Origin of the sequence: Baekduia soli (assembly GCF_007970665.1) — a bacterium.
GTDB lineage: Bacteria > Actinomycetota > Thermoleophilia > Solirubrobacterales > Solirubrobacteraceae > Baekduia > Baekduia soli.
In genome coordinates this window covers 180,243-194,579 of sequence record NZ_CP042430.1, presented here as the reverse complement: position 1 = coordinate 194,579, position 14,337 = coordinate 180,243, and the positions used below count along the sequence as shown (strand labels likewise).

Sequence of the window (14,337 nt, the reverse complement as noted above, 5' to 3'; positions counted from 1 at the left end):
AGTGCGACGGGCGCTCATCACCGGGATCAGCGGCCAGGACGGCTCGTATCTGGCCGAGCTGTTGCTCGCAGAAGGCTACGACGTCGCGGGCATCGTCCGGCAACCGGTCGATCAGGACCTCCCCCATCTGGGTCATGTCCGCGACCGGCTCACGCTCCTGCACGGCGATCTGCTGGAGCCGGGGACGCTGCGCGATGCGCTCGGCGCGGTTCGCCCGCACGAGCTCTACCACCTCGCCGCGCCCACGTTCGTGCCCACCTCGTGGGAGGACCCGGGCCTCATCCTGGCCGCGATCGCGGGTGCGACCGCCGAGCTGCTGGGCGCCGCACGGCGCCTGGATCCCGAGATGCGGGTCTTCGTGGCGACGTCGAGCGAGATCTTCGGCGACAGCGGCGAGTCGCCCCAGCACGAGCGCTCGCCGATGCGCCCGCGGTCGCCGTACGGGGTGGCCAAGCTCGCCGCCCACGGCCTGGTGGGGGCGCTGCGCGCGCACTTCGGCACCCACGTGGTCTCCGGGATCCTCTTCAACCACGAGTCCCCGCGCCGACCGGCGCACTTCCTGCCGCGCAAGGTGACCCGCGGGGCGGCCGCGATCGCGCTCGGCCTCCAGGAGGAGCTGGTGTTGGGCGACCTGCGCGCCGTGCGCGACTGGTCGCACGCGGCCGACGTCATGCGCGGCGCCTGGCTGGCGCTGCAGGCACCGCAGGCCGGCGACTACGTGCTGGCCTCGGGACGGGGGCGCACGGTCGGCGAGCTGGTCGACGCGGCGTTCGCGGCCGCCGGGGTGGACCCCGAGGGCCGCGTGCGCGTCGACCCGGCCTTCGTGCGGGCCCCGGAGGCCACGCCGCCGGTGGGCGACCCCTCGCACGCCCGGTCCGCTCTGGGCTGGGAGCCCGCGATCACGTTCGAGGCGATGATCGCCGAGATGGTGTCCGCGGACCTGGCCGAGCTGCGGGCGCAGGCGTAGGTCCGCAGGCGGACCGCGTCGGGATCGAGGTCGTCGGAGGCCGGATGGCGCAGACGTGGGGTCATGCACCACCTCTGCGCCATCCGTCGGGCCCGAGGGACGTCGTGCCCCCGGGGGGTGAACTCCGAGCCGGCGGCGCCTATGTGGGGCGATGCCCCAGCTTCGCGCCATCGACCGCCACATCCGGCTGCTTGCCGAGCGCCAGCACGGCCTCGTCGCCCGCCGCCAGCTCCTCGCGCTCGGCCTGGGCGCCGAGGCCATCGTGCACCGACGGCGCACCGGGCGGCTCGTGGCCGTCGACCGCGGCGTCTACGCGCTCGGCCACCGGCCGTCGTCGGTCCACACCCGGTGGATGCAGATCGTGCTCGTGATGGGGCCCCGCGTGGTGCTCAGCCATCGCAGCGCCGCGGCGCTGTGGGGACTGCGTCCGGGCGGGGCGAGCCGTGTCGACGTCACGTGCCCGTCGCACGCGGGCCGGCAGGCGAGGGCCGGCGTCGTCGTCCATCGCACCCGGACGTTGGCGCCCACCGAGGTCACCGCCTCGGAGGCGATCCCGGTGACCTCGGTGGCCCGGACCCTCGTCGACCTCGCGGCCGTCGTGCGCCCGCACGAGGTGCGGCGCGCCGTCGAGCGGGCCGACGAGGCCGAGCTCTTCGACCTGCGCGACGTGCGCCGGATCCTCGACGTGCTCCGCGGCCGTCCGGGCGTCGCCACGCTCGAGGCCGTCCTGGCCGACGCGGCCGACCACGGCCTCGCGCACACCCGCAGCGACCTCGAGGCGCTCTTCCTGCAGCTGTGCCTCGACCGCGACATCCCGCGGCCGGTGGTCAACGGGCGCGACGGTGCGGGCGAGGTCGACTTCCGCTGGCCGGACCGCCGGGTGGCCGTCGAGCTCGACGGCTACCGCTGGCACCGCTCCCGGCGAGCGTTCGAGGCCGATCGCGCCCGCTCACAGGTCCTCGCCGCCCGTGGCTGGACCCTGCTGCGGGTCAGCGACCGGCAGCTCGTGCGCACGCCGGCGACGGTCGCGCTCCGCGTGACGGCCGCGCTGCGCGCCGCCCGGGCCTGAGCCGCACGGATGTCGCGGAGGTGAGGACATACCCCACAAACGCGACATCCGGCGCGCGGGGGCGGGCCCCCGGGGACCCCCTAGGGCTTCAGCAGCCCCAGGTCGGCGCGGGTCATGAGCCGGATGAGCTCCTCGAAGCTCGTCTCGGGTTCCCAGCCCAGGTCGGCCTTGGCCTTGGCCGGCGATCCGATGAGCTGGTCGACCTCGGCCGGGCGCAGGAACTGCGGGTCGATCTTGACGTACTGGTCGACCTTGTCGGCGCCGATGCCGGCCTCGTCGAAGGCGATCTCGACGCACTCGCGCACCGTGTGCGTCTCGCCGGTCGCGATGACGTAGTCGTCGGCCTTGTCCTGCTGGAGCATCCGCCACATCGCGTCGACGTAGTCCTTGGCGTAGCCCCAGTCGCGCTCGGCGTCCAGGTTGCCCAGCGACAGCTCGTCGATCTGGCCGTGGCGGATCGCCGCCGCGTGCCAGGTGATCTTGCGCGTGACGAACTCCAGGCCGCGGCGGGGCGACTCGTGGTTGAACAGGATCCCGCTCGTCGCGTGCAGGTTGTAGGACTCGCGGTAGTTGACGGTGATGAAGTGCCCGTAGGCCTTCGCCACGCCGTAGGGCGAGCGCGGGTAGAAGGGCGTGCTCTCGGTCTGGGGGACCTCGAGGACCTTGCCGAACATCTCCGACGAGCTGGCCTGGTAGAAGCGCGCCTCCGGGCACACCTCGCGCATGGCCTCGAGGATCCGCGTGACCCCGACCCCGGTGAACTCGGCGGTCAGCGTCGGCTGGATCCAGGACACGGCGACGAAGCTCATCGCCGCCAGGTTGTAGATCTCGTCCGGCTTGGACGCGCGCAGGGCGTCGGTGAGCGAGCGGTGGTCGAGCAGATCGCCCTGGTGCAGGGTGATCCGGTCGCGCAGGTGCTCGATCCGGTCGAACTTCTCCGTCGAGGAGCGGCGGACCATGCCGTGCACCTCGTACCCCTTCTCGAGCAGCAGCTCGGCGAGGTAGGAGCCGTCCTGGCCGGTGATCCCGGTGATGAGCGCAGACTTGGGCATCGGCCGGGCAGGGTAACGATGCCGACCGCTAGCGTGCCCGCCGATGCCCCCGATCCACGACGCCCTGGCCCGGGTGACCGATCCCCATCAGTTCGACCTGCACCCCACGGGGCCGGGCGCGATCCTCGACATCGGGTGCGGCAGCGCCAAGCACCCGGGGGCGGTCGGACTGGACATCTCGGCCGACACCGATGCTGACGTCGTCCACGACCTCGACGTCTTCCCCTATCCCATCGAGGACGCCGCGTTCGACCAGATCCTCCTGCAGGACGTCATCGAGCACGTGGCCGAGCCCTACCGCGTCTTCGAGGAGCTGCACCGCATCGCGCGGCCGGGCGCCCGCATCCAGCTGCGCACGCCGCACTTCTCCTCCGTGCTGGCCTACGGCGACCCGACCCACCGCCACTACTTCTCGACGATCGCCATCCGATCCCTGGCCGAGCCCCGCTTCGCGCACTACACCGACATCCGCTTCCGCGTCGTGCACGTCACCCTCGACCTCTGGCTCCCGTTCCGGCTGACCGGCATCGCCGCGCTGGCCAACCGCTTCCAGGGCCCGTACGAGTCCTACTTCGCCTTCCGCTTCCCCACGATGAACATCCGGGCGGAGTTCGAGGTCGTCAAATAGCGCCGCCCCGATGCGCGTCGCGATCAACGCCCTGTTCCTGGCGCCCCCCATGGGCGGCGTGGAGACCTACCTGCGCGAGCTGTGCCGTGCCCTGCTCGCCGGCCCCGACGCGCCGCAGCTGACCGTCCTGCTCAACCCGGCCGGCCACGACAAGCTGACCGCCGAGGACTGGGCCGCAGGCGCCGAGCTCGTGCGCTGCGAGCAGCTGGGCCGCGGCGGCCTGCGGGCGCTGAGCGAGCTGACGGCGATCGGCGCGGTGGCCGATCGCCGGCGCGCCGACGTCGTGCACTCCGTGGCGATGACCGGCCCGCTGGTCTCCCGCGCCGCCCGCGTCGTGACGATCCCCGACACGGTGTGGATCACCCACCCCGAGGACGTGCTGACCCACCGCCTGTGGCGCACCGTCGTGCCCTGGGTGGCGCGCCGCGCCGACCGCGTCGTCGCGATCTCCCATGCGGCCGGCGAGGAGCTGCGCACGCACCTCGGCGTCCCCGCGCGGCGCCTGGACGTCATCCCGCTGGGCTTCGGCAGCCCGGCGGTCGTGGACCCGACGCGGGAGGCCGACCTGCGGGCCGGCCTGGGCCTGGGCCCCGGCCCGATCGTCCTCAACGTCGGCCAGAAGAAGCCCCACCGCAACCTCGAGCGGCTCGTGGCGGCCATGGCCGGCGTGCGCGCGGCCGTCCCCGGCGCCCAGCTCGTGCTCCCGGGCCCGCCCAACGCCGAGGCCGAGGCGGCGCTGCGCGCGCTGGCGGCGCGCGAGGGCGTCGGCGGCGCGGTGGTCGTCCCCGGGTTCCTGTCGCAGGCCGACCTCGAGGGCCTCTACGCGGCCGCCGCCGCGTTCGTGCTGCCCTCGCTCGTCGAGGGCTTCGGCCTGCCGGTCCTCGAGGCCATGGCGCGCGGGCTGCCCGTCGCCTGCTCGCGCGGCTCCGCTCCCGGCGAGGTGGCCGGCGACGCCGGGCTGCTCCTGGACCCCACCTCCCAGGACGAGATCCGCGACGCCACCGTGCGCCTGCTGACCGACCCGGCGCTGCACGCCCGCCTGGCCGCCGCCGGCCGCGCCCGGGCCGCGAGCTTCACCTGGGAGCGCTGCGCGGCGCAGACGCTGGACGTCTACCGCCGCGCCGCCGCGCGATGAGCGCCGCTCCCTACGCTTGGGCGACGTGAGCGGCGCGATCTCCGAGCCCGACGTCCCCGGCCCCGTCGCCGGCGACGTCCTGGACACGGCCGAGGCCGGGCGCCGCGTCGTGCGCGGCGGCGCGCTGCGCGTCGTCGGGTTCGTCGCCGGGCTCGGCGCCTCGCTCATCGGCGCCGCGCTCGTCACCCGCCACCTCGGCCCCGTCGACTACGGCCGCTACCAGACCGTCGTCGCGCTCGTGACGATCGTGCAGGCGGTGACCGACCTGGGGATGTCGACGCTGGGCCTGCGCGAGTACGCCCAGCGCACCGGCGCCGACCGCGCCCGCTTCATGCGCGTCCTGCTCGGGATGCGCCTGGCGCTGACGGCCCTGGGCGGCGGCGCCGCCATGCTGGCCTCCGTCGCGCTGGGCTACGACAGCCAGATGGTCTTCGGCGCGGGCTTCATGAGCATCGGGCTGCTGTTCATGGTGACCGCGGGAACGCTGGGCATCCCGCTGTCGGCCGAGATCCGCATGGGCGCGGTCACCGGGCTGGACGTCGGCCGCCAGGTCGCCACGGCCGCGCTGTTCGTCGTGCTCGTCGTCGTGGGCGCCGGGGTGCCCGCGTTCCTGGCGGCGACGATCCCCGTGCACCTGCTGCTGGCCGTCGCGACGTACGTGCTCGTGCGCGGGGCGGTGCCGCTGCGCCCGAGCTTCGACTGGCACGAATGGCTGGCCCTCGTGCGCCCGACGATCACCTTCGCGCTGGCCACCGCGGTGGGCAGCCTGTACGTCTACACCGCGCTCGTGCTGACCTCGCTGGTCGCGAGCCAGGAGCAGACGGGCCTCTTCGCGGCCTCGTTTCGCGTGTACATCATCGCCGCGGCGATCCCGGGCGTGCTCGTGACGACGGCCTTCCCGCTGCTCTCGCGCGCCGCCCGCGACGACCGCGAGCGCCTGCGCTACGCGACCCAGCGGCTCTTCGAGGGCACGGCCGTGCTCGGCGGCGGCGCGCTCATCGCCTGCGTGCTCGGCGCCGTCCCGATCATCGCCGTCGTCGCCGGGCCGAAGTACGCCGGCGCGGTCGACGTGCTGCGCATCCAGGGCACGGCGCTGGCGATGACGTTCGTGATCTCGACATGGGGCTTCACGCTGCTGGCGATGCACCGCCACCGCGCGATGGTGCGCGCCAACGCCGTGGCCCTGGTCATCAGCGCGGTGACGGTGCTGCTGCTCGCCCACGCCCATGGCGCGGTCGGCGCCGCGTTCGGCACGCTGCTCGGCGAGACCTGGCTGGCGTGCGGCTACCTGTGGGGCATCGTCGGCGGCGACCCGCGGATGCGCCCGCGCACGCGGCGCGTGCGCCGCCTGCTGCCCGCCGTCGCGCTCGGCCTGGCGGCCTGGTTCCTCCCCCTGCCCGACGCGGCCAACACGATCGTCGGGCTGCTCGTCTACGCCGCCGGCCTGCTGGTGTTCGGCGCGCTGCCCGAGGAGGTCCGCGAGCACCTTCCGGGGCCGCTGCGGCGGCTGGGCCCGCGCGACATCGGCGGCGACGATTGATGCGCATCGGCGTCAACGGCCTGCACCTGACGGAGGGCGGCGGCGGCGCCGTGCGCTACGCCTCCGAGCTGCTGCGCGCGATCTGCGAGGCCGACCACGGCCTGGACATCACGATGTTCATCAGCCGCGACGCCCCCGCCGAGCTGCGCGACGCCGTGTGGGCCAGCGCGGTGCGCTGGGTGCAGCTGCCCGTCGCGGCCCACGGCGCGCCCAACGCGCTGCTGCAGGCGGGCGGGATGCTGCCCTTGGCGCTCGCGCACCGCGTGGGGGTCATGCACTCGCTGGCGGGCGTGGGGCCGCCGCGCGTGCCGGGCGCCATGGCCAGCGTCGTGACGCTGCTGGACCTCATCTGGCTGCTGCTGCCCGACCAGGTCAGCATGAGCGCCGCGGAGCGCGCGTCCTGGATTCGCTGGACGCGCTTCGCGACGCAGCGCGCGACGCGCGTCATCGCGATCTCGCACGCGGGCGCCGCCGACATCGCCCGCAGCTACGGCATCGCGCCCGAGCGCATCGACGTGACGCCGCTGGGTGTGCGGGCCGTCGCCCTGGCCGCCCCGACGCCCGAGCCCGAGCTGCGCGACCGCCTGGCCCTCGGCGCCGGCCCCGTGCTGCTCAGCGTGGGCCAGCAGCAGCCCTACAAGGCCCAGGACCAGCTCATCCGCGCGCTGGCCCAGCTGGGCCGCCGCGACGTCGTCCTCGCCCTGCCCGGGCCGCCCACGGACTACGGCGGCGAGCTCGCCCGGCTGGCCGCCGGGCTGGGGGTGGGCGATCGCGTGCGGCTGCTGGGCTTCGTCAGCGACGCGGACGTCGAGGGCCTGTTCGCGGTGGCCACCGCCGTGCTGCAGCCGTCGCGCATGGAGGGCTTCGGCCTCCCGGCGCTGGAGGCCATGCAGCGCGGGCGCCCGCTGGCCTGCAGCGGCCGCTCGGCGCTGGGCGAGGTCGTCGGCGACGCCGCGCTGCTCGTCGACCCCGACGACGTCGGCTCGATCGCCGCCGCGATGGGCCGGCTGTTGGACGACGAGGCGCTGCGCGACGACCTCGGCCGGCGCGGTCCGGCCCGGGCGTCGGAGTTCACGTGGGAGGCCACCGCGCAGGCCACCGTGGAGAGCTACCGGCGGGCGCTGCACGCGGCCCGGTCGTGATACTGCCGCCGATGGCCGCCCTGTCCCGCCAGTACAACAAGCTCTGCGACCTGCCGGACTTCGACGATCCGGCGCTGCGCGCCAAGCTGCGCGAGATGGTCGCCCCGGGCTACACCCCCGAGGAGGAGCTGCGCCGCAAGTTCTGGGAGTACGCGCAGCTCGGCCTGTACCTCGAGGAGGTGGGCGCGATCCGCGAGGACGCGCAGGTCCTCTCGGTCGCCGCGGGCCACGAGGAGCCGCTGTACTGGCTGGCCAACCGCGTCGGTCGCGTCGTGGCCACCGACATCTACGGTGAGGGATCCTTCGCGGTCGACGGGCGCGAGGCCGACGGGTCGATGCTCACCGATCCCGGCCACTGGGCGCCCTACCCCTACCGCGAGGACCGCCTCGAGGTGCGCTCGATGGACGCGCTGCACCTCGACTTCCCCGACGACAGCTTCGACGTGGTCTTCAGCCTCTCGTCGATCGAGCACTTCGGGCCCCCGGAGAGCATCCAGCAGGCCGCCCGCGAGATGGCGCGGGTCCTGAAGCCCGGCGGCCACCTGGTCATCGTGACCGAGTACCTCATCAAGCCCCACCCGCTGGACTGGCCGCCGCTGCAGGCCGCGATCAAGGTCCTCAGCGGCGGGCGGCGCTGCGAGAACGCGACCGTGCGCCAGCGACTGTCGGACACGTTCCGCCCACGCGAGCTGCGCCGCGACGTCATCGCCCCGACCGGCCTGCCCCTCGTGCAGCCCCTGGACACGACGCTGTCGCCGTCGACGTTCGAGAACGTCATCACCTGGATCGCCCCGGCGCCGATGCGGCCGGCCACGGGGCGCGACTACCCGCACATCCTGCTCAAGGGCCACGGGGCGCCGTGGACCTCGGCGTTCCTGGCGTTCCACCGCCCGGCCTGAGGCGCCGTGCCGCGCATCCTCGTCGTCCGCGGCCACCAGGCCACGCCGTGGGACCTGCACCAGTGGGAGGCGCTGCCCCCGCGCTTCGACGTCGCGTGGCTGCGCACGGCGGCCAACGGCTGGGACACGTCCTCGATCACGCTGCGGGCCGTCGACGTCGGCAGCCGGCGCGACCGCCTGCCCGGGGGGCTGCCCGGCGACGTCGGCGCCCTGCTGGTCGGCGACCGCTACACGACGGGCGCCGAGGAGGCCTACACCCACGCCGACGTCGTGCACGCCGAGGAGCTGTCCTACTGGTTCTCGGCCGACGCGGCGCGGCGCAAGGCCCGGCACGGCTACAAGCTCGTGCAGACCGTGTGGGAGACGCTGCCCCACGGGCGCACCTACCGGCGGCCCGGGACCGCCCGCTTCCGCGACGAGGTCCTCGCCGCCACCGACCTGTTCCTGGCCTCCACGGAGCGCGCGCGGATCGCCCTGCTGTTGGAGGGCGTGCCCGAGGCCCGGATCGAGCTCTGCCCGCCCGGCATCGACGTGCAGCGCTTCGCCGCGGCCGCCGAGCAGGCCGCCGGCCAGGCCCCGCCGGCCGAGCACGTCCTCGTCTCGCCGGGGCGCCTGGTGTGGGAGAAGGGTCATCACGACGCGCTGCGCGCGCTGGCTCTGCTGCACCGCGGGATCGTCACGCGCCCGGACGGCACGGTCGTGAGCCCGCGGCTGCGCATCGTCGGCTCGGGCCCGGAGGAGGGCCGCCTGCGCGCCGCGGCGCAGGAGCTGGGCGTCGCGCAGGCCGTGAGCTTCGGCGCCGTTCCCTACCCGGAGATGCCGGCGGTGTTCGCGTCGGCGTCGTGCCTGCTGCTGGGCAGCCAGTCCTCGGCCACCGGGGCGCGGCATCCGTTCGGCACGCCCCGCGCCTTCTGGGAGGAGCAGTTCGGCTTCGTCTTCGTCGAGGCGATGGCCGCCGGCCTGGACATCGTGGCCACGACCAACGGCGCGATCCCCGAGGTGCTCGACGGCCACGGCACGCTCGTCGCCGCCGGCGACCACGTCGGGATGGCCCGGGCGCTGGCCGCCGGGCCCCTGTCGCGGGCGCCGGGGACCCGCGTCCCGGCCCCGCCCGAGCTGCTGCGCCGCTACGCGATCGACACGCACGCCGAGCGCCTCGCGCAGGCCTACGACCGCGTGCTGGGCGCCGGGTGAGCGCAGTACCCTGCGCGCCGATGGAAGGACTGAGACCCGATCTGGCGCGCCGCGTCGCGCTGACGGTCGCCGTGCGCGACACGGACGCGATCCCCAAGGTGCCCGGCGCCGGGGAGGTCAGGGACCTCGACGGGCGCCGCGTGCAGGTCATGCACAACGGCGTCCTCATCGAGGAGGGCTGCTACCACGGCGCGATGACCACGGAGATCATCCGTGCGCTGCGCGGCCACCACGAGCCCCAGGAGGAGGCCGTCTTCCACGCGCTGCTGGAGCGCCTCGCGGAGGAGGGCGCGCCGCGGCCCGTCATGGTCGAGCTCGGCGCGTTCTGGTCCTACTACTCCATGTGGTTCAACCGCCGCCTGCCCGGTGCGGTCAACGTGATGGTCGAGCCCGACCCGGTGAACATCGAGGTCGGCCGCCGCAACTTCGCGCTCAACGACATGACGGGGTCCTTCGTCCACGGCGCCGTCGGCTTCGACCACGGCGGCGAGGTGTGGCTGCCGTGCGAGAGCGACTGGCGCGTGCGGCGCACCCCGACGGTCTCGCTCGCCGGGCTCATGGCCGACGAGCGCCTCGAGCGGATCGACCTCGTGCTCTGCGACGCCCAGGGCGCCGAGGTCGGCGTGCTGGAGTCCTCGCTGGACGTCCTGCGCGCGGGGAGGGTCCGCTTCCTGGTCGTCTCGACCCACCACCACACGATCACCGGCGACCCGCTGACCCACCAGCGCTGCCTCGAGCTGCTGCGCGGGGCCGGCGCGCACGTCATCGCCGAGCACTCCGTCGCGGAGTCCTGCAGTGGCGACGGGCTCATCGCCGCGTCGGTCGACCCGCGCGACGCCGGCTGGGAGGTGCCCGTCTCCCACGTCCGGGCCCGCGACTCGGTCTTCGGCGAGCTCGAGCACGACCTCGCCCGCGCCCAGCGCTGGGACGGGCCGGCGCGCCGCACCGCGGCGGGCCTGGTCGAGCGCGTGCGCTGGCTGACACGGCGCGAGCGCGCGACCGCGCCGCGCTGAGGCTCCCGACCGCCGTCAGGCCGCGACGTCGGCGCGGCGGTAGAGCAGGTCGACGGGCGACAGCCGCTCGAACAGGACGTAGCGGTCGCCGAGGACCGCCTCGATCGGCGGCCGGCCCGTCGCCTCGTCGTGGACCTCGACGAGGATCCACCGCGGCGCGTGGCGCTCCAGGTCCAGGCCGGCCAGGACGCCGGGCTCGTAGCCCTCGACGTCGAGCGAGAGGAGGTCGACCTCGGGCGCGCCGGCCGCGTCGAGCACGGAGGACAGCGTGCGGGCGGGCACATCGGCCTCGTAGGGGTCGTACCAGCCCAGGACGTTGCCCATCTCGGTGCGCTCGGGATCGACGTGCTCGCCGCTGACGGTCGACATGAGCCCGGCGAACTGCATGGGCACCGTGTCGCCCTCGTGGCCGGCGGGCACGAGCGCCGCGCGCACGACGGTCGCCGACGGCCGCTCCAGGCGGCAGAGGTCGTAGAGCTCCTGCATCGGCTCGACGAGGATCCCGCGCCAGCCGCGGAAGCGCTCGAGCCAGTACGTGTTGGACTGGCGGTAGCCGTCGTTGGCGCCGGCCTCGACGAAGAAGCCCCCGTCGCGGTCCAGGATCGCGTCCAGGCGCCGGTCCATCCCGTGCAGCGCGGGATGCGAGCGCGGGTCGTCGCGCCCCGCGGCCAGGCGTGCCCGCCGCGCCCGGCCGGCGCGCCAGGCCAGCACCCGCTCGCGCTGACCGGTGAGCTTGAGCAGACGCACGACCGGGACGGCCATGCGCAACGCGGGGGACAAACCTTGCTGCGACACGCCTCCAACCTAGCGACGGCCGCTACGGTCCCGTCCCTTGACGGGCGACCCCCACATCGGGCTGGACCTCCTCTACCTCGCCCCCGGCGACACGGGCGGGATGGAGACCTACGCCCGCGCCCTGGTGCCGCTGCTGCCGGCGGCCTGGCCGCAGGCGCGCTTCACGGTGTTCGTCGGCCGCGAGCTGGCCGCGGAGTGGCGCACGCGGCCCTGGCATCCACAGATCGGCCTCGTCGCGCTGCCAGTGTCGTCGTCGACGCGGATCGTGCGCACCGCGGCCCAGCAGACCGTCGTGGCGGGCGCCGCGCTGCGGGCGCGGGTCGACCTGCTGCACTCGCTGGGCAACATCGCGCCGCTGGCCGGCCCGCGCCGGCGGGTGGTCACGATCCACGACCTCATCTACCGCCACCACCCCGAGACGACGACCGGGGTGCTGGCCGCCGGTGTGGCGGCGCTCGTGCCCGCCGTGGCGCGCCGGGCCACCCGCATCGTGGCCGACTCGCAGGCCACGGCGGCCGACCTCGCGGAGCTGGGCGGCGTGGATCCCGGCAAGGTCGACGTCGTGCCGCTCGGGCCCGGCGCGCCGACGGGCGCCGAGCCGCTGGCCGAGGGGCCGCTGCGGGCCGCGCTGGGGCTCGGCGACCTGCCGCTGGTGCTCAGCGTCTCGGCCCGGCGTCCGCACAAGAACCTGGCGCGGCTCATCGAGGCGATGGCGCTCGTGCCCGGCGCGGCGCTCGTGCTGCCCGGGTACCCGACGCCTTTCGACGACGAGCTGTGCGCGGTCGCGCGGCGGGCGGGCGTGGCCGACCGGGTGCACCTGTGCGGCTGGATCGACGCCGTCCAGCTCGAGGGCCTCTACGCCGCCGCGCGCTGCCTGGCCTTCCCGTCGCTGGTCGAGGGGTTCGGCCTGCCCGTCCTGGAGGCCATGGTCCGCGGCGTCCCCGTCGCCTGCTCGGGACGCAGCGCGCTGCCCGAGGTGGCCGGGGACGCGGCGCTGCTCTTCGACCCGGAGTCGGTCGACTCGATCGCCGGGGCGGTGCGGCAGCTCGTCGGCGATGCCGCGCTGCGCGCCCGCCTGATGACGCGCGGCCACGCGCAGGCCGCGCGGTTCTCGTGGCAGCGCACGGCGCGCGAGACCGTGGCCGCCCAGCGCCGGGCCCTGGCTCAGTAGGCGTCGAAGTCCAGGAACTCCCATCGCGACAGCGCGGGCGCCGGGCCGCCCGTGGCCAGGTCGCGGTAGATGAGGTTCAACGGCGAGGGCCGCAGCCGCGCGGGCAGCGGCAGGCCGCGCAGCGACAGGCGCTCGTTGACGCCGACGTGGAGCGCCAGCGGTGCGCGGTGGGCGCGGCACGCCGCGCGCACGACCGCGGCGCCGACCGCGGACGGCACGGCCTGCGCCGCGAAGACGGCCAGCAGCACGGCGACGTGCACCGGCCCGCGGCGGTCCAGCGCCGAGACAGCCAGCACGCCCGGCCCGTGGTGCAGGAGGTAGGACCGGCCCGGGCGGGCCAGTCGCCAGGCGAGGCGCTCGCGCGTCCAGCGCGTCGTCAGGCCCGATGACGGCGGGGCCAGCAGCGCGTCGAGCCCGGGCTGCTCCAGGGCCCCGTGGGCCGTCGCGGCCAGGGTGCGGACGCCGCCGTCGCGCCCGGGCAGCGGCACGAGCACCGTCGCAGGCAGCGGGGTGACGAGCGTGAAGTCCAGGCGGCGCACGAAGCCCGGCGTGGAGTTGGCATTGGCCACGCCGACGACGACCTCGATCCCGCGCTGCGCGGCCAAGGCGTAGGTGTCGGCGGCCAGCCGCGTGAAGACGCCGCCGCCGCGTGCGCGCTCGGAGACCGCGGTGTTCAGCGACAGCGCCCCGGCGCGCGCAGCGCCGCCGGCGGCGAGCTCGACAGGCACGATCGCGTAGTGGCCGGCGCGGCCCTGGTCGTCGTCGAGGTTGGTCTCCACGACCGGCCCGAACGGGGAGTCGTCGTAGAGCCAGCGCAGGTAGGCCGCGTCGCCGGCCCCGGCGCCCGGGAACGTGGCCTCCAGGAGCGCCGAGGTCGCCGCGAGGTGGTCCGGCACTAGGCCACCACCGGCAGCGTGGCGTGCTCGTAGCCCTGCACGATCGACCACAGCGTGGGGCCCGCCCCGCCGGCGGCGTCCATGGCCCGGGAGATGCGCTCGAACGTCCGGCCGCGGCGCATGTGCAGGATCCGCGCGGTCACCCAGCCCGCGTAGGGCGGCACGAAGAACGGCTCGTCGGCGTCGAAGTCGTAGGGGTGGCAGTAGATCCAGGCGCAGCCGTCGCCGCCGCCCAGGCGGCGCGCGGCACGCGTCATGACCGGCCCCGGCATGTAGCGCAGGTAGACGCCGCCCAGCGGCGGCACCGACGCCCGGCCACGCCCGATGACCGGGCATGGCAGCTCGACCAGGCCGTTGGCCCACCGGAACGGCTCGCGCGGCGCGCCGGGCCATCCGTGCAGCGGGCTGGCGGCCGGCAGGACGCTCGAGGAGTAGGAGAACCCGGCGGCCAGCAGCTCGTCGCGCGCCCACGCCGTCTCCGGCGTCAGGGAGAAGATCGGCGCGCGGAACCCAGGCACCTCGACGCCGGCGGCGTCCTGCAGCAGCGCGCGGCCGCGGATGATCTCCTCCTGGAAGGTTCCAGGCCCGATCTGGTCCAGCGACACGTGGCGCAGTCCGTGCAGGCCGATCTCGTGGCCGGCGTCTGCGACGCGCCGGACGAGCTCGGGATGGCTGGCGCCGATCTCGCCGACGATGAACACGGTGGCCTTGATGCCGCGCTGCTCGGCGAAGGCGAGGAACCGGTCGCTCATGTCCACGAACCGGGCCGGCTGGTCGGCGGAGCGCCGGTTGTCCTCCAGATCGAAGGTCAACGTGATGGGCACGTTCCCTACGCT

14 protein-coding genes are annotated in these 14,337 nt (G+C 75.0%); 10 read left to right on the top strand and 4 right to left on the bottom strand.

Annotated elements, in window-relative coordinates; translation table 11 throughout:
* Window position 1: 1 nt before the first annotated feature.
* Together FSW04_RS00865 and FSW04_RS00860 are read left to right on the top strand one after the other, a co-directional pair.
* Window positions 2-967, top strand: coding sequence for a GDP-mannose 4,6-dehydratase (locus tag FSW04_RS00865; protein ID WP_146915285.1), 966 nt, complete (start codon window positions 2-4; stop codon window positions 965-967).
* Between the two features lie 151 nt (window positions 968-1,118).
* Window positions 1,119-2,036, top strand: coding sequence for a type IV toxin-antitoxin system AbiEi family antitoxin domain-containing protein (locus FSW04_RS00860; RefSeq protein ID WP_146915283.1), 918 nt, complete (start codon window positions 1,119-1,121; stop codon window positions 2,034-2,036).
* Between the two features lie 80 nt (window positions 2,037-2,116).
* On the opposite strand, the gene gmd is transcribed toward FSW04_RS00860, so the two are convergent.
* Window positions 2,117-3,088, bottom strand: coding sequence for a GDP-mannose 4,6-dehydratase (gene gmd / locus FSW04_RS00855; RefSeq protein WP_146915281.1), 972 nt, complete (start codon window positions 3,086-3,088; stop codon window positions 2,117-2,119).
* A gap of 43 nt (window positions 3,089-3,131) precedes the next feature.
* Here gmd and FSW04_RS00850 point away from each other — a divergent pair, with 43 nt between their 5' ends.
* Genes FSW04_RS00850 through FSW04_RS00820 form a run of 7 tightly spaced genes read left to right on the top strand, consistent with a single transcriptional unit; the run spans window position 3,132 to window position 10,639 of the window.
* Window positions 3,132-3,716 carry a class I SAM-dependent methyltransferase gene (locus FSW04_RS00850; RefSeq protein ID WP_146915279.1) on the top strand — a complete coding sequence of 195 codons (585 nt, stop codon included), beginning with the start codon at window positions 3,132-3,134 and terminating at the stop codon, window positions 3,714-3,716.
* A 10-nt stretch (window positions 3,717-3,726) separates the two neighbouring features.
* Window positions 3,727-4,851: a glycosyltransferase family 4 protein gene (locus FSW04_RS00845; RefSeq protein ID WP_146915277.1), complete on the top strand. Its 1,125-nt coding sequence runs from the start codon at window positions 3,727-3,729 to the stop codon at window positions 4,849-4,851.
* 25 nt (window positions 4,852-4,876) lie between these two features.
* The gene (locus FSW04_RS00840; RefSeq protein WP_187369129.1) at window positions 4,877-6,391 is read left to right on the top strand and encodes an oligosaccharide flippase family protein; all 1,515 of its coding nucleotides are present in this window, start codon (window positions 4,877-4,879) and stop codon (window positions 6,389-6,391) included.
* Complete coding sequence (locus tag FSW04_RS00835) at window positions 6,391-7,533, top strand: glycosyltransferase family 4 protein (RefSeq protein WP_146915273.1); 1,143 nt, start codon at window positions 6,391-6,393, stop codon at window positions 7,531-7,533. Before FSW04_RS00840 ends, FSW04_RS00835 begins: the two co-directional genes overlap by 1 nt.
* Before the next feature lie 11 nt (window positions 7,534-7,544).
* Entirely contained in the window at window positions 7,545-8,432 is an 888-nt protein-coding gene (locus FSW04_RS00830; RefSeq protein WP_146915271.1) for a class I SAM-dependent methyltransferase, read from the top strand.
* 6 nt (window positions 8,433-8,438) lie between these two features.
* On the top strand, window positions 8,439-9,626 hold the full coding sequence (locus tag FSW04_RS00825) for a glycosyltransferase family 4 protein (protein ID WP_146915268.1): 1,188 nt from the start codon (window positions 8,439-8,441) through the stop codon (window positions 9,624-9,626).
* 20 nt (window positions 9,627-9,646) lie between these two features.
* Window positions 9,647-10,639, top strand: coding sequence for an FkbM family methyltransferase (locus FSW04_RS00820; RefSeq protein ID WP_146915266.1), 993 nt, complete (start codon window positions 9,647-9,649; stop codon window positions 10,637-10,639).
* A 15-nt stretch (window positions 10,640-10,654) separates the two neighbouring features.
* Here FSW04_RS00820 and FSW04_RS00815 read toward each other — a convergent pair whose 3' ends face one another.
* A complete protein-coding gene (locus tag FSW04_RS00815) occupies window positions 10,655-11,434 on the bottom strand; it encodes an FkbM family methyltransferase (protein WP_146915264.1) in 780 nt (259 codons plus the stop codon).
* A 37-nt stretch (window positions 11,435-11,471) separates the two neighbouring features.
* Between FSW04_RS00815 and FSW04_RS00810 the strand changes: the two genes are divergently transcribed.
* Window positions 11,472-12,605, top strand: coding sequence for a glycosyltransferase family 4 protein (locus tag FSW04_RS00810; protein ID WP_146915262.1), 1,134 nt, complete (start codon window positions 11,472-11,474; stop codon window positions 12,603-12,605).
* On the opposite strand, the gene FSW04_RS00805 is transcribed toward FSW04_RS00810, so the two are convergent.
* Together FSW04_RS00805 and FSW04_RS00800 are read right to left on the bottom strand one after the other, a co-directional pair.
* Window positions 12,599-13,501, bottom strand: coding sequence for a GNAT family N-acetyltransferase (locus FSW04_RS00805; protein WP_187369128.1), 903 nt, complete (start codon window positions 13,499-13,501; stop codon window positions 12,599-12,601). The two genes, FSW04_RS00810 and FSW04_RS00805, sit on opposite strands and share 7 nt — an antisense overlap.
* Entirely contained in the window at window positions 13,501-14,325 is an 825-nt protein-coding gene (locus tag FSW04_RS00800; protein WP_146915258.1) for a polysaccharide deacetylase family protein, read from the bottom strand. Before FSW04_RS00800 ends, FSW04_RS00805 begins: the two co-directional genes overlap by 1 nt.
* Window positions 14,326-14,337 lie beyond the last annotated feature (12 nt).